This window comes from Stenotrophomonas sp. S41, from assembly GCF_016624625.1.
GTDB lineage: Bacteria > Pseudomonadota > Gammaproteobacteria > Xanthomonadales > Xanthomonadaceae > Stenotrophomonas.
The window spans coordinates 1-15077 of sequence record NZ_JACVTV010000011.1 but is presented as its reverse complement, the minus strand read 5'-3'; the positions used below and the strand labels follow the sequence as shown (position 1 = coordinate 15077).

Genomic DNA, 15077 nt, shown 5'->3' with positions numbered 1-15077 from the left:
CATGTCCAAAGACAAGTCCGCCGAACACACCCCGCTGATGAAGCAGTTCTTCGCAGCCAAGTCCGACTATCCGGACCTGCTGCTGTTCTTCCGCATGGGCGACTTCTACGAGCTGTTCTACGACGACGCCCGCAAGGCGGCGCGGCTGCTGGACATCACCCTGACCCAGCGCGGCAGCTCCGGCGGCGCGCCCATCCCGATGGCCGGCGTGCCGGTGCATGCCTACGAGGGCTACCTGGCCCGCCTGGTCGCGCTGGGCGAATCGGTGGCCATCTGTGAACAGATCGGCGATCCGGCCCTCGCCAAGGGCCTGGTCGAGCGCAAGGTGGTGCGCATCGTCACCCCCGGCACGGTCACCGACGAGGCGCTGCTGGACGAGCGCCGCGACACGCTGCTGATGGCGCTGTCGCGTACCAAACAGGGCTACGGCCTGGCCTGGGCCGACCTCGCCGGTGGCCGCTTCCTGGTCAACGAAGTGGAGACCGACGACGCCCTGGAAGCCGAGCTGGCCCGCCTGGAGCCGGCCGAGCTGCTGGTGCCCGACGAAGAGAACTGGCCCGAGTTCCTGCGCCAGCGCACCGGCGTGCGCCGCCGTGCGCCGTGGCTGTTCGATGCGGACAGCGGCCGCCGCCAGCTGCTGGCCTTCTTCAAGCTGCACGACCTCAGCGGTTTCGGCATCGACGACAAGCCGCGCGCCACCGCGGCGGCTGGCGCCCTGCTCGGCTATGTCGAGGAAACCCAGAAGCAGCGCCTGCCGCACCTGACCTCGATCGCGATGGAAACCGCCGGTGAGGCGATCGCGATGAATGCCGCCACCCGCCGCCATCTGGAACTGGATACGCGCGTGGACGGCGACACCCGCAACACACTGCTGGGCGTGCTCGACAGCACGGTAACGCCGATGGGTGGCCGCCTGCTGCGCCGCTGGCTGCACCGCCCGCTGCGCCTGCGCGAGGTGCTGGTGCAGCGCCACCATGCAGTGGAAACGCTGATCGACCGCGGCAGCGACGCCGACATCCGCGAGCAGTTCCGCCGCCTCGGCGATCTCGAACGCATCCTCACCCGCGTGGCGCTGCGCTCGGCGCGCCCGCGCGATTTCTCCACCCTGCGCGATGGCCTGGGCCTGCTGCCGGCCGTGCGCGAGGTGCTGGCGCCGCTGGATTCGCCGCGCCTGCAGACCCTGCATGCTGCACTGGGCGAGCACGATGAGTGCGCGCACCTGCTGGCCAGCGCCATCGCCGAGATGCCGCCGCTGAAGCTGAGCGATGGCGGCGTGCTGGCCGATGGCTTCGATGCAGAACTGGATGAACTGCGTCGCCTGTCCACCCACGCCGACCAGTTCCTGGTCGACCTGGAACAGCGCGAGCGCGAGAGCAGCGGCATCGCCACCCTCAAGGTCGGCTACAACCGCGTGCACGGCTATTACATCGAAATCAGCAAGGGCCAGTCCGACCGCGCGCCGGTGCACTACACCCGCCGGCAGACGCTGACCAATGCCGAGCGCTACATCACCGAGGAACTGAAGGCCTTCGAGGACAAAGTGCTGTCCGCGCGCGACCGTTCGCTGTCGCGCGAGAAGTACCTGTACGAGCAGCTGCTGGACACCCTCGGTGGCCAGCTGGAACCGCTGAAGCAGTGCGCCGCCGCGCTGAGCGAACTCGACGTGCTGGCCGCCTTCGCCGAACGCGCGCAGGCGCTGGACTGGGCGCGCCCGGAACTGCAGGCCGAGGCCTGCCTGAAGATCGAACGCGGTCGCCACCCGGTGGTTGAAGCCGTGCGCGAACAGCCGTTCGAGCCGAACGACCTGGACCTGCATCCGGACCGTCGCATGCTGGTCATCACCGGCCCGAACATGGGCGGTAAATCGACCTACATGCGGCAGAACGCGCTGATCGTGCTGCTGGCCCACATCGGCAGCTTCGTGCCGGCCAGCCGTGCGCTGATCGGCCCGATCGACCGCATCCTCACCCGCATCGGCGCCGGCGACGACCTTGCCCGCGGGCAGTCGACCTTCATGGTCGAAATGGCCGAGACCAGCTACATCCTGCACCACGCCACCGCGCATTCGCTGGTGCTGATGGACGAGATCGGCCGCGGCACGTCCACCTACGACGGCCTGGCCCTGGCCGATGCGGTGGCCCGCCACCTGGCCTACCAGAACCGCTGCTACACGCTGTTCGCCACCCACTACTTCGAACTGACCGCGCTGGCCGACGAGCAGCACGAAGGCGGCCGCAGCGGCATCGCCAACGTGCACCTGGATGCGGTCGAGCACGGCGAAGCCCTGGTGTTCATGCACGCGGTGAAGGACGGCCCAGCCAACCGCAGCTTCGGCCTGCAGGTGGCCGCACTGGCCGGCCTGCCGCGCGCGACCGTGGCCCAGGCCCGCCGTCGCCTGGCCGAGCTGGAACAGCGCGGTGGTGAAAGCCATGCCGCCGAGGTCTCGCCGCAGGCGCTGGATGCACCGCAGCAGTTCGGCCTGTTCAGCGCACCGGCCAGCAAGGCGCAGGAGGCGCTGGCCGCGATCGACCCCGACGAGCTGACCCCGAAGCAGGCGCTGGAAGCCCTGTACCGGTTGAAGACGCTGCTGTAACCGCACCCGCCGGGCATGGCCCGGCGCTACCGCTGTAGAGCCGAGCCCACGCTCGGCTGCCTTCGCATTTCCGTCGTATACCCGGCGTTATGCTCGAGCGGTCCTTCCTTCACAGAACGGAGACCGCCGTGAACACCGAATCCCTCGCCGCGTCCCTCTTCCAGCAGCTGCAGCAGGGGCAAGGCCTGCAGCAGGTGTCCCAACAGCTCGGCCTGGACAGCAGCCAGACCACCCAGGCGGTAGGCAGCGCCCTGCCGCTGCTGCTGGGCGCACTGGGCCAGAACGCCAGTGAACCGCAGGGCGCGCAGTCCCTGCTCAATGCGCTGCAGCGCGACCACCTGGGCGGCGGCAGCGGCGGTGGCGGTTTCGACCTGGGCGGCATCCTCGGCGCGGTGATGGGCGGCGGCGGCAGTGGCGCGACCGACGGCGCCGGCATCCTCGGCCATGTGTTCGGCGGCCAGCAGCCGCAGGCGGCCGAACTGCTCGGCCAGAAGACCGGCCTGGACAGCGGCACCACCGGCAAGCTGCTGGCCATCCTCGCCCCCATCGTCATGTCGTTCCTGGCCCAGCGCTTCGCCCAGCAGGGCAATGCCGGCGAACTCAGCTCGGCCCTCGGCCAGGAAACCCAGCACGCTGGCGGCGGCCTCGGCAGCCTGCTCGGTGGCGCACTCGACCAGGACGGCGACGGCCAGTTCGGTGCCAGCGATCTGCTCAAGCTCGGTGCCGGCCTGCTCAAGCGCTGATCGCGCACAACGGTCCAAGCCCTGCCCCCTGATAGACCGCCACTATCGCATCGGTTGAATCAATCGAATTTACCCATCAGTAGGCGCCACCTATGGTGGTCAGGCCTCCCCCGATTCCACCTTTCGCCAGTCCACAGGTAGACACCCATGAAAAGCGAAGCCAAGTGCCCGTTCAACCACGCCGTCGTCGGTGACGCGACGACCAACCGCGACTGGTGGCCGAACCAGCTGCGCGTGGACCTGCTCAACCAGCACTCCAGCCGCTCCAATCCGCTCGATGCGGGCTTCGATTACGCCACGGCCTTCAAGGGCCTGGACTACGCCGCGCTGAAGGCCGACCTGAAGGCGCTGATGACCGATTCGCAGGACTGGTGGCCGGCCGACTTCGGCCACTACGGCGGCCTGTTCATCCGCATGGCCTGGCACAGTGCCGGCACCTACCGCATCGGCGATGGCCGTGGTGGTGGCGGTCGCGGCCAGCAGCGCTTCGCCCCGCTCAACAGCTGGCCGGACAACGTCAGCCTGGACAAGGCGCGCCGCCTGCTGTGGCCGATCAAGCAGAAGTACGGCCAGGCGATCTCCTGGTCCGACCTGCTGATCCTGACCGGCAACGTCGCCCTTGAATCGATGGGCTTCAAGACGCTCGGCTTCGCCGGCGGCCGCCCGGATACCTGGGAACCGGACCAGGATGTGTACTGGGGCCGCGAAACCACCTGGCTGGGCGGCGACGTGCGTTACAAGCACGGCTCCGAAGGCGTGCAGGAAGACCACGGCGTGCTGGTGTCCGATGACGATGCCGACGGCGACGTGCATTCGCGCAAGCTGGAAAACCCGCTGGCCGCCGTGCAGATGGGCCTGATCTACGTGAACCCGGAAGGCCCGGACGGCAACCCCGACCCGGTGCTGGCCGCGCATGACATCCGCGACACCTTCGCCCGCATGGCGATGGACGACGAGGAAACCGTCGCCCTGATCGCCGGTGGCCACAGCTTCGGCAAGACCCACGGTGCCGGCCCGGCTGACAATGTCGGCAAGGAACCCGAAGCCGCCGGCCTGGAGAACCAGGGCCTGGGCTGGGCCAGCAGCTTCGGCAGCGGCAAGGGCGGCGACACCATCACCAGCGGCCTGGAAGTGACCTGGACGCGCACCCCGGCGCAGTGGAGCCACGACTTCTTCGAGATCCTGTTCGGCAACGAATGGGAACTGACCAAGAGCCCGGCCGGCGCCCACCAGTGGGTGGCCAAGAACGCCGACGCGGTCATTCCCGACGCGCACGATCCGTCGAAGAAGCACCGTCCGACCATGCTGACCACCGACCTGTCGCTGCGCATGGACCCGGCCTATGAAAAGGTCTCGCGGAACTTCCTCGAGAATCCGCAGGCCTTCGCCGATGCCTTCGCCCGCGCCTGGTTCAAGCTGACCCATCGCGACATGGGCCCGCGCGCGCGTTACCTGGGTCCGGAAATTCCGGCCGAACAGTTCATCTGGCAGGACCCGGTGCCGGAAGCGCAGCACCCGCTGATCGACGCCAAGGACATTGCCGCGCTGAAGCAGAAGATCGCCGCGACCGGCCTGAGCGTGGCCGAGCTGGTGTCCACCGCCTGGGCCTCGGCCTCGACCTTCCGTGGTTCGGACAAGCGCGGCGGTGCCAATGGCGCGCGCATCCGCCTGGCCCCGCAGAAGGACTGGGCGGTGAACCAGCCGCAGCAGCTGGCCAAGGTGCTGGCCGCGCTGGAAAAAGTGCAGGCCGAGTTCAATGGCGCTGGCAGCAAGCAGGTGTCGCTGGCCGATCTGATCGTGCTGGCCGGTGGCGTGGGCGTCGAACAGGCGGCCAAGGCCGGTGGCCATGAGGTGAGCGTGCCGTTCACCCCGGGCCGCACCGATGCCAGCCAGGAACAGACCGACGTCGAGTCGTTCGCGGTGCTGGAACCGGCGGCCGATGGTTTCCGCAACTACCTCAAGGGCGCCTACAGCGTGCCGGGCGAGGCGCTGCTGATCGACAAGGCACAGCTGCTGACCCTGACCGCGCCGGAGATGACCGCCCTGGTCGGTGGCCTGCGCGTGCTCGGTGCCAATGCCGACGGCGGCAAGAACGGCGTATTCACCACGCGCAGCGGCACGTTGAGCAACGACTTCTTCGTCAACCTGCTGGACATGGGCACGCAGTGGAAGGCCACGGGTCGCGAGAGCTATGAAGGCCGCGGCCGCGGCGATGGCAGCGCACGCTGGACCGGCACCCGTGCCGACCTGGTGTTCGGCTCCAACGCCGTGCTGCGCGCACTGGCCGAGGTGTATGCCAGCGGCGATGGCGAGAAGAAGTTCGTGCAGGATTTCATCGCCGCCTGGACGCGGGTGATGGAACTCGACCGCTACGACCTGCACGGTTGATGTGATGCGGTGGCCGCCGGGCATGCCCCGGCGGTCATGCCCTGGTGGGTGCGAACCGTTGGTTCGCACGCTCTCCTGCTCTGGTGGGTGCGAACCGTTGGTTCGCACGCTCTCCGCAGCCGCGGCGGTTTCAACGCACCCCGTCTTTCAACCGCTGCAGAATCGGCGCAAACAACGGCGCCTGCATCGACCGCGGCGGCTGTACCGCTTCACCCTTCTCCACCGCCTGCCAGTACGCCCCCGGCAGCGCTTTGTCGCCCAGCTCGTAATCCATCCCGTCCCAGCCATCCTCACGGAAGGCATAGAACGCCCAGTGCACCTGCTGCTGCTCGGCCACCGCCAGCACATCGCGCAGGTAGGCCGCGCAATCCGGCCAGCGCCGCATGCAGCCGAACTCACCGATCACCATCCGGTTGGCGCCGATGCCATGGGTCTTCGCCCAGTCCATCGGCTGCTGCAGGTAGCTGCGCACGCGCGACGCATCCCAGCGCTGTTTCCCTGAGCCGAACGGCACCGTGGCCGGGTAGCGGTACGGCGTGGCACGCTTCTGGTTGGGCGCACTGGTCGCCGCATACGGCTCGTACATGTGCACGCTGTACAGCAGCTTCGTATCGTCCAGCGGCGCCGGCCAGTAATCGAAGGCGTCAGCCGCCGCATACCAGCCGGCATCCAGCATCAGCGGCATGTCCGCATCCACCGCACGCACGCTGGCGATCAGCCCCCGGTACAGCGCGCGCAGATCACGCGGGCCGTCTTCGACGCTGGCGTACCACTGCTGCATCGCTGCGCGTGACGCATGCTCGGCCAGCGCGGTGCCGTACTCGGGCGCCGGTTCGTTGATCAGGTTGTAGGCGGCCAGCGCAGGGTGGCCCTTCAGCGCCGTGGCCAGGTCGTGCCAGAAGCGCCGCGCCGGCAGGTGGTTGTCCATCGACTGCCACAGGCGCTGGTCAACCTTGCCATCGTTCTTCTGCTTCCAACGCAGCAGGGGTAGCGACAACGGCACCAGCACCACCTTCAGGCCCGAGGCATCCGCGTCATCCAGCGCACGCCGCAGGGTTGCCACGTCGGCGGGCACCAGCCCCTGGTAGTGGTCGGCATCACCCATCAGGAAGTCGCGGCCGCCGGCACTTTTCCACTTGTCCGGGCTCAGCCGCACCCAGGTCGCGCCGGTGTCGCGCAGCGCCTGGAAATAGGCACGGTCGGGCGGATTTTCGTTGAAGCTGTTGCCACCGCGCTGCGGCGTATCCCAGAAGGTGATGTCGGCGGCGAACGCCGGGGCGGCGGTGGCGAGGGCCAGGCACAGCAGCGTGCGGCGCAGGAACATGAGGGTCTTCCATGAAGAGGAAGATCCAACGTGCGGGGCGCAGACCGAACGCCGCCTGAGTGCCGGCCTGTTCGCCGGGCATGGCCCGGCGCTACCGCCTTCTCTGGTGGGTTCGCACCCGCCCGCTCCGGTGGGTGCGAACCGTTGGTTCGCACGCTCTCCGTCAAAGCGCGTCCAGATCACCCAGCGCGCGGATCAACCGCCGTGCGCGCTTGTCCGGCTTGTGCTCCGGCGGCTGGAAACCATCGCGGGCGGCGATGCGCAGCGCACGCTGCTCGGCACGGCGCGCCTTGGAGGCTTCGCTTTCGGCATACAGCTGCTGCGCCACCGGCGCCGGCCCGCGCTGGTCGCTGATGCCCAGCACCTGCAGCTCGAAATGCTCCTCGCCGCGGTCCACCTGCAGCTGTTCGCCCACGCGCACCGCGCGCGAGGATTTCGGGCGCTGCCCGGCCACGGCCACCTTGCCGGTTTCAATGGCCTGCTTGGCCAGGCTGCGGGTCTTGTAGAAACGGGCCGCCCACAACCAGATATCCAGGCGGACACTGGGCGACAGCGGGGAAAGCTCGGACATCGGCAGGTACTACTCCGTGCGCTTGTTCAGGGGTCGCGGGTTGCTGGGGTCGGTGCGGCAGCCACTGCCCCCCATCAACGTCGGCGTGCCCGCCAGGTCCTGGCGCTGGTTGCCGACCAGGCACTCAGCGCGGTCGGCGGGCCGCACCTGGGCATCACCCAGCCGGTCACCCGTCGAACATGCGGCCAGCGTGGCCACGATCAAGGCCCCCACGCAATGCCGCGCCAGCTGTCGTCGTTGATGCATTGCCACACCCCGCAAACCGGCTTGATGCTAGTGTGCGCCTCCCGGGAATCGATCACCAGCCCATGGCCAAAGCGCCGCTTGACCTGACCTCCGGCCCCATCGGCCGCAACCTGCTGCTGTTCGCGCTGCCGATCCTGGCGGGCAACATCGCCCAGTCGCTGAACGGTTCGGTGAATGCGGTGTGGGTGGGGCGCTACCTCGGCGAGGCGGCGCTGACCGCCACGGCCAACGCCAACAACATCATGTTCTTCCTGATCGGCTCGGTGTTCGGCTTCGGCATGGCCTCGACCATCCTGATCGGCCAGGCCATCGGTGCACGCGACATCGCCCAGGCGCGGCGCGTGGTTGGCACCAGCGCCAGCTTCTTCATCGGCCTGTCGGTGATCATCGCCATCGCCGGCTGGTTCCTCGCCCACCCGCTGCTGGCGGCGATGGGCACGCCGGCGGCCTCGCTGCCGCTGGCCGAGGCTTACCTGCGCATCATCTTCCTGGCCATGCCCACGCTGTACGCGTTCGCCTTCCTCAGCGCCGCCCTGCGCGGTGCCGGTGATTCGCGCACGCCGTTCCGCTTCCTGCTGGTGTCGGTGCTGCTGGACATCGCACTGAACCCGGTGCTGATCTTCGGCCTTGGCCCGTTCCCCGCACTGGGCATCGCCGGCTCGGCCTGGGCGACGCTGGTGTCGCAGACGCTGTCGTTGACCGGCCTGCTGCTGTACATGCGGCACAAGCGGCACACGCTGTGGCTGGGCCGCGCCGACATGCACCTGTTCAAGCTCGACCTGACCATCCTGCGTGCGCTGGTGGTCAAGGGCGTGCCGATGGGGCTGCAGATGGTGCTGATCTCGCTGTCGGTCATCCTGCTGATGACCATGGTCAACCAGTACGGCACGGCCACCGGCGCCGCCTATGGCGCGTCGCTGCAGCTGTGGAACTACGTGCAGATGCCGGCGATGGCGATCGGTGCGGCGTGTTCGTCGATGGCCGCGCAGAACGTGGGTGCGCAGCGCTGGGACCGCGTCCGCGGCACCGCGCGCCAGGGCATCCTGTTCAACTTCCTGCTGACCGGTGCGCTGATCCTGCCGCTGGTGCTGCTGGACCAGTATTCGCTGGCGCTGTTCCTGCCGCAGGGCAGCGAATCGCTGCAGATCGCCCGCCATCTCAACCACATCGTGATCGGCTCGTTCCTGTTCTTCGGTGTCAGCTTCGTCATTTCCGGCGTGGTGCGCTCCACCGGCGCGGTCATTCCGCCGCTGCTGATCCTGGCCGCCTCGCTGTGGGGCGTGCGCGTGCCGTTCGCCGAATTCCTGCAGCCCTACTGGGGCGCGAATGCGATCTGGTGGAGCTTCCCGGCCGGCTCGCTGGTGTCGATGCTGCTGTCGCTGGCGTATTACCGCTGGGGTGGCTGGCGCAAGGCGAAGATGATCACCCCGCCGCCGGCAGAACACGTGGCCACGCCGTCGGAAATTCCGGCGTGCCCGCCGTCACCGGTGGCGGACCCGGATGCTGTGACCCGGTAGCGCCGGGCCATGCCCGGCGAGCGCAGCGGCTGCCAGATGTCCGCCGGGCATGGCCCGGCGCTACCGCTCTACTTCGCGGCGTTGTGCTTGGCGGCCGCGCGTATCAGCGCCTTGAACGCCGTGGCATCAGGCATCGCGCCTTCATGGATGTCGATCGCGCGCCTCGTGTTGCCGTCCAGGCTCGCATTGAACAACTGCTTCGGGTCCGGCAGCGCCGCGCCGTTGGCGAAGGTCAGCTTCACCGCCTGCTTGTAGCTCTCGCCGGTGCAGAGGATGCCGTTGTGCTCCCACACCGGCGTGCCGCGCCACTTCCAGGTCTCCTCCACGTCGGGCAACGCCTCGTGGATCAGTGCGCGCATGCGGGCCAGCGCTTCGCCGCGCCAGTCATCGAGGGCGGCGATGCGGGCGTCGATCAGCTCAGCGGCAGGACGCGTTTCTTCGGTCGTTTCCGGGGATTTTCTGGGCATGTCGGCGCTCGCACTGGACGGCAGGAAAGGAAACCTACAGACGCACACCCGGCAGCGCACACGCCTGCTGCACCCAGTCCACCAGCTGTGCACGGTCCAGCACGCTCTCTTCGTACAGGTGCAGGTAGCGCGTGGTGGCCTGCCGCGAGGGCTCGGGCGGTTCCGGCTTCAGCAGTGTGCCCTGGAACAGCGCCACCTTGATGTAGCGGGTGCAGCAGTGGAAGCTGAGGAACCAGCCCTGCCCTTCGCCCACGCCATACATCGGCGAGTTCCAGCGCACCGCCTTGTGCACGCCCGGTACGGCCTCGGTGATCAGCGCATCGAGCTGCTCGCCGAAGGCGCGCTTCCAGCCGGTCATGGCGGCGATGTAGGCCTGGACCGGGCCATCACCATCGCCCTTGGCGATCTGCGGGTTGCCGCCGGACAGCAGCTTCGGTGCAGCGGTGGTGGATGGCTTGGCAGGCATTGCGCAGCGCTCCGTGGTCGCAGGTCAGGGGCCTGGCGCAGCCGGCAGGTCGCGCCACAACGGCAGACCGCGGCGCAGGCGCATGACCCGCATCACGACCGCCATCAGCAGGCCGAACAATACGCCGGCCAGCAGCGCGCTCAACACCGCGATTGCAAACGGCAGGTTGGTGTTGCGCCAGACCAGCAGCCACATCAGCACGCCCCAGCCCAGCCCGAACCAGACGCCCATCAGCAGTGCATTGGAGGCCACGCTGGCCAGGATCGGCGGTGGCGCGTTGATGCCCATGCGCCACAGCAGGCGGTGCAGTGGCGGCGCCGAGTGCCGGCGCTGCACGCCTGCGGCGTCGAGATGGCGCAGGGCGGCCTTCACCTTGGGCGGGTAACGCTGTTCAACGGTATTCATGCGGCGAACATAGCGCCGGCCGGCGCACAAACGCAAACGGCCGCCCGAAGGCGGCCGTCGCGGCAACAACCGGAGTTGTTTATCAGGCCTTTTCGGCCAGACGTGCAGCCTTGGCGGCAGCAGCAGCAGCCAGATCTTCCTTGATGCGGGCAGCCTTGCCTTCCAGGCCACGCAGGTAGTACAGCTTGCCGGCGCGGACCTTACCACGACGCTTCACTTCGACCGAGTCGATGATGGCGCTGTGGGTCTGGAAGACGCGCTCGACGCCGTAGCCGTGCGAAATCTTGCGGACGGTGAACGAGGAGTTCAGGCCGCCGTTCTTGGTCGCGATGACAACGCCTTCATAGGCCTGCACGCGCTCGCGGGTACCTTCCTTCACCTTCACGTTGACGACAACGGTGTCGCCCTGGCTGAACTTCGGCAGTTCGCGGGTGATCTGGGCGGATTCGAATTCCGCGACGATGGACTTGTTCAGCTTGCTCATGGGTTACACCGATTCTTGTTCGGGTGGGCGTGTCGTGTCGACAACGTAGGCTCATGCAGTCACGGAACTGTGCTGCACGTTTGTTGTGGGTACTGCGCACGCCAGCCGGGGCTGGCGGGAATTGGCCATGATAGCCGATAAAGCCAGCCCTGCGCTAGGGGCTGGCCTTCTGTTTCCGGGCCTGGCGGCCCTGGTCCAGCAACTTGCGGTCGGCCTTGCCCAGCGCCTGTTCATCCAGCAGGTCCGGGCGCCGCTCGGCGGTCCGCAGCAGCGACTGCTGGCGGCGCCAGGCGGCGATGGCCGCATGGTTGCCCGAGCGCAGCACATCCGGCACGTCACCCAGCGGGTGCTGGGCCGGCTGGCTGTAATGCGGGCAGTCGAGCAGGCCCAGTTCGCCTTCGAAGCTGTCCTGCGCCGCCGATTCGGCGTCGTTCAGGGCACCTTCCTGCAGGCGGGCCACGGCATCGATGATGACCGCCGCGCCCAGTTCACCGCCGGACAGCACGTAATCGCCGAGGGAAATCTCCTCGTCGACATTGGCTTCCAGGAAGCGTTCGTCGATGCCCTCGTAACGGCCGCAGAGCAGGACCATGCGCGGCAAGGCCGCCAGTTCCCGCACCTTGGCCTGGGTCAACGGCGCGCCCTGCGGGCTGAGGTAGATCACCCGCGCCGGGGTCGGATCGGCATCCCGGATCGCCTGCAGGCAGGCCTGCAGCGGCTCGATCAGCATCACCATGCCCGGGCCACCGCCGAACGGACGGTCGTCCACCCGGCGGTAGTTGCCTTCGGCGTAATCACGGGGGTTCCAGCCGTGCAGGCTGAAAAGACCCTTCTCCTGCGCGCGCCCGACCACGCCCAGCCCAGCGGACTGGGCGAGGAACTCGGGGAACAGGGTGATGACGTCGAACCGCATGCTCACACTCAGAACTCGGGATCCCAGTCGACCACGACCAGATTGGCCTCGAAGTCGACCGACTTGACGAAGTCCGGCTGCACGAACGGAATCATCCGCTCGCGGTCGCCACGGACCACGACCACATCATTGGCGCCGGTGCTGAACAGGTGCGAGACCTGGCCCAGGGCAACGCCCTCGGTGGTCTTCACATCCAGGCCTTCCAGGTCGACCCAGTAATACTCGTCGGGCTTCGGCGGCGGCAGCGCACTGCGGGCCACATAGACCTCGGTGCCGTGCATGGCTTCGACGACATCGCGGTCCTCGACGCCGGGGAACCGGGCGACCAGGTGCTTGCCGCTGTCACGGCCACGAGCGCCTTCAAGCGTCGATTCCTGCCCGTTGGGGCTGCGCAGGATCCACGGCTGGTAACGGAAAATGGCGGAACGAGGCTCGGTCCAGGACTCGAGCTTGATTTCGCCGCGCACACCAAAAGCGCCGACAACCCTGCCCAGCAGGATGCGGCGCTCGATATCTTTCATCTTCGTCAACCGAGAGGGCCACGCCGAAGCGTGGCCCTTCAGACTCAGGCCGCAGCGGCCTGGGACTTGGCCGCTTCCTTGATCAGGTTGCGGACCTTTTCGGTCGGCTGGGCGCCGTTCTTGACCCAATGGTCAACGCGGGCCAGGTCCAGCTCGATGCGCTTCTCGCCGCCCTGGGCGACCGGGTTGTAGAAACCAACGCGCTCGATGTTGCGGCCGTCGCGCGCGCTGCGCACGTCGGTCACGATGATGTGGTAGAACGGACGCTTCTTGGCGCCGCCGCGGGTCAGTCGAATCTTGACCATGGTGTTTTTCCTATTGCCCAGTCGCCAGGATGGCGAGGTAAGCGGGCGATTATAGCGGCAGAGCGCGGCCGAGCCAACCCCATGGGTGGCCCGCCTTCACGGTAGCGCCGGGCCATGCCCGGCGGGGCACTCAGCCCAGGCGATCCCAACCCACGCCCGCCAGCACCGCCCTGCCCTGTTCAGCCAAGGCCTGCGACCCCGGCAGCACCTGCCCGTCGATGGCCTCCAGCGCCCACAGGCCACTGGCATTGCAGGCAAAAGCCGCCTTCACACCGGCCAGATCGGCCAGCCGCAGTGGTTGGGTGGCCTGCGCGCCGAGCCAATGCCGCTGCAGCAGCGCCTCGGCGGTCCCGCGCAGGGCCGGGGCCTGCGGCCAGAGCAGCTGTTCGCCATCGTGCAGCGCCAGGTTCCAGGTACTGCCCTCGCTGATCCCGCCCGTGGCCGACACGAACAGCACATCATCGAAGCCGGCCGCCATCGCCGCACGACGCTCGGCAAACAGGCCGAAGGTGCCCACATGCTTGATCTGCGGCAGCTCGCGTTGCCAGACCACGCTGCGCACGCGCTTGGGTGCCACCAGCGCCACCGGTGCGGACACCGCCACCAGCACATCCACCGGCACGGCCGCCAGCGGAGTGCGGAAATCGAAGTGCCGCGAATACACCGTCACCCGCAGCGAGGCATCGCCCTGCCCGGCCTGCTGCAGCGCCTGCGTCATCCAGGCCTGCACCTGCACGACATCCAGCTCGCTGCCGAACAGTTCGCGCGTGGCCTGCGACAACCGCGCCAGATGCAGATCCAGCCCCTGCACGGCGCGGCCACGCACCTGCATCGAGGTGAAGTGGCCGTAGTTGACCAGGGCGGGCAGCAGATCCTCCACCTGCGCCGGCCGGCCATTGCAGGACACCGTCATCGCAGCAGCGCCTGCGCCTGTTGCCACATGTCGCGCAGTACGTCGGCGGCGGGTGCTGCCGGCGCCATCCAGGCCGATTGCCCGGCCCAGGCCTGCATCGCCGCCAGGCGGTTTTCCTGTGCCGCCTGCTTGCGCATCGGCGCGGTCAGGCCGCGCTGTACCGGGTACGGGCGCGGCGCCGGGGCACCGTCCGCAGCAGCGGCACGCACATAGGGCGTGGCCAGGCCACGACCCAGGCGACCACTGAAGGCGCGGGTCGGCCAGGTGTCTTCGGGCTCGGTGGCGGCCAGGCCATCGGCCCATGCCGAAGCGATCGCCGCTTCCGGCGTGCGCAGGAAGGCGGTGCCGATCTGCACCGCGCTGGCGCCCAGCGTGAGCGCGGCCGCGATGCCACGACCATCGGCGATGCCACCGGCGGCGATCACCGGAATCTGCAGGTGGTCGGCCAGGCGCGGCAGCAGCGCGAACAGGCCCACCAGCTGGCGCTCCGCCTGGCTCGGGTCGAACGCACCGCGATGGCCGCCGGCTTCGGCGCCCTGCGCCACCACCGCATCGGCACCGGCATCCTGCGCAGCGCGCGCTTCGGCCAGCGTGGTCGCGCAGGCGATCCAGGCGATGCCGGCGTCCTTCAACTGCTGCACGTGGCGCGGCGACAACACGCCCATGATGGTCGAGGCCACCGCCGGGCGCGCGGCCAGCAAGGCAGCGAACTGTTCGTCGAAATCTGCCGGCGTGGCATCGGCGGCACTGGCGGGCACGTCCGGGCCCCATTGGGCGAGGAAGGCGCGGCTGGCGGCTTCGGCGGTGACATCGCGAACCGGCGCCGGATCCGGCAGCCACAGGTTCACCTGTGCCGGGCCGGCGGAAGCCGCGCGGAAGTCATCCATCCAGCGGCCGATGTCGGCAGCCGGCGACAGCACGGCCCCCATCGCGCCCATGCTGCCGGCATTGGCCAGCGCGGCCGACAGCGGCACCGGGCAGGCACCGGCCATCGGCGCCAGCAGGATCGGAACGGAAACACCAAAGCGCTGGCAGAACGCCTCGGCGCGGGCAGTGACATCGGACATCAGCAGGGCGGCCTATCGTTTCGGACAGGCCCCCATGGTGCGCGCAGGAGAGGGGTAGAGTCGAGCTTGCTCGACTGGACCACCAACAGCAGTCGAGCAAGCTCGACTCTACGCAGGCCGCGCCGACCACGGCGCGTGCCCGCGGCTCAACACA

The 15077-nt window shown here is 68.4% G+C and carries 16 protein-coding genes; 4 read left to right on the top strand and 12 right to left on the bottom strand.

Translation table 11 applies throughout. The annotated features are described in order from the left end of the window. Position 1 precedes the first annotated feature (1 nt). The 3 genes from mutS to katG all read left to right on the top strand — a co-directional run bounded on the left by mutS (position 2) and on the right by katG (position 5724). Entirely contained in the window at positions 2-2593 is a 2592-nt protein-coding gene (gene mutS, locus IAE56_RS04240) for a DNA mismatch repair protein MutS (RefSeq protein WP_200751592.1), read from the top strand. Positions 2594-2682: 89 nt separating this feature from the next. Continuing rightward, positions 2683-3336, top strand: coding sequence for a DUF937 domain-containing protein (locus IAE56_RS04235; protein WP_200751591.1), 654 nt, complete (start codon positions 2683-2685; stop codon positions 3334-3336). 147 nt (positions 3337-3483) lie between these two features. Next, entirely contained in the window at positions 3484-5724 is a 2241-nt protein-coding gene (katG, locus tag IAE56_RS04230; protein ID WP_200751590.1) for a catalase/peroxidase HPI, read from the top strand. A 130-nt stretch (positions 5725-5854) separates the two neighbouring features. On the opposite strand, the gene IAE56_RS04225 is transcribed toward katG, so the two are convergent. The 3 genes from IAE56_RS04225 to IAE56_RS04215 all read right to left on the bottom strand — a co-directional run bounded on the left by IAE56_RS04225 (position 5855) and on the right by IAE56_RS04215 (position 7865). Then, complete coding sequence (locus IAE56_RS04225; protein ID WP_234455872.1) at positions 5855-7048, bottom strand: cellulase family glycosylhydrolase; 1194 nt, start codon at positions 7046-7048, stop codon at positions 5855-5857. Between the two features lie 163 nt (positions 7049-7211). Then, positions 7212-7619, bottom strand: coding sequence for an RNA-binding S4 domain-containing protein (locus tag IAE56_RS04220; RefSeq protein ID WP_108768217.1), 408 nt, complete (start codon positions 7617-7619; stop codon positions 7212-7214). A gap of 9 nt (positions 7620-7628) precedes the next feature. Beyond that, complete coding sequence (locus tag IAE56_RS04215; protein WP_108768216.1) at positions 7629-7865, bottom strand: hypothetical protein; 237 nt, start codon at positions 7863-7865, stop codon at positions 7629-7631. A 62-nt stretch (positions 7866-7927) separates the two neighbouring features. On the opposite strand from IAE56_RS04215, the gene IAE56_RS04210 reads away from it, so the two are divergent. Next, on the top strand, positions 7928-9382 hold the full coding sequence (locus IAE56_RS04210) for an MATE family efflux transporter (RefSeq protein WP_200751589.1): 1455 nt from the start codon (positions 7928-7930) through the stop codon (positions 9380-9382). Between the two features lie 68 nt (positions 9383-9450). On the opposite strand, the gene IAE56_RS04205 is transcribed toward IAE56_RS04210, so the two are convergent. From IAE56_RS04205 to IAE56_RS04165, 9 genes are all read right to left on the bottom strand, one after another. Next, positions 9451-9849, bottom strand: a complete 399-nt coding sequence (locus IAE56_RS04205) for a DUF1801 domain-containing protein (protein ID WP_200751588.1) — start codon at positions 9847-9849, stop codon at positions 9451-9453. 34 nt (positions 9850-9883) lie between these two features. Continuing rightward, positions 9884-10315 (bottom strand): DUF1801 domain-containing protein, encoded by a 432-nt coding sequence (locus IAE56_RS04200; RefSeq protein WP_200751587.1) that lies wholly within the window; start codon positions 10313-10315, stop codon positions 9884-9886. Positions 10316-10339: 24 nt separating this feature from the next. Further along, entirely contained in the window at positions 10340-10720 is a 381-nt protein-coding gene (locus tag IAE56_RS04195) for a DUF6404 family protein (RefSeq protein ID WP_200751586.1), read from the bottom strand. A gap of 82 nt (positions 10721-10802) precedes the next feature. After that, positions 10803-11204, bottom strand: coding sequence for a 50S ribosomal protein L19 (rplS, locus tag IAE56_RS04190; protein ID WP_079221128.1), 402 nt, complete (start codon positions 11202-11204; stop codon positions 10803-10805). 154 nt (positions 11205-11358) lie between these two features. Further along, the gene (gene trmD / locus IAE56_RS04185; RefSeq protein ID WP_200751585.1) at positions 11359-12117 is read right to left on the bottom strand and encodes a tRNA (guanosine(37)-N1)-methyltransferase TrmD; all 759 of its coding nucleotides are present in this window, start codon (positions 12115-12117) and stop codon (positions 11359-11361) included. Positions 12118-12125: 8 nt separating this feature from the next. Beyond that, positions 12126-12638, bottom strand: coding sequence for a ribosome maturation factor RimM (rimM, locus tag IAE56_RS04180; RefSeq protein WP_116863964.1), 513 nt, complete (start codon positions 12636-12638; stop codon positions 12126-12128). 44 nt (positions 12639-12682) lie between these two features. Beyond that, positions 12683-12943: a 30S ribosomal protein S16 gene (gene rpsP / locus IAE56_RS04175; protein WP_004149033.1), complete on the bottom strand. Its 261-nt coding sequence runs from the start codon at positions 12941-12943 to the stop codon at positions 12683-12685. A 130-nt stretch (positions 12944-13073) separates the two neighbouring features. Further along, positions 13074-13856, bottom strand: a complete 783-nt coding sequence (locus tag IAE56_RS04170) for an aminotransferase class IV family protein (RefSeq protein WP_200751584.1) — start codon at positions 13854-13856, stop codon at positions 13074-13076. Beyond that, positions 13853-14923 (bottom strand): nitronate monooxygenase, encoded by a 1071-nt coding sequence (locus tag IAE56_RS04165; protein WP_200751583.1) that lies wholly within the window; start codon positions 14921-14923, stop codon positions 13853-13855. Before IAE56_RS04165 ends, IAE56_RS04170 begins: the two co-directional genes overlap by 4 nt. Between the last annotated feature and the right edge of the window lie 154 nt (positions 14924-15077).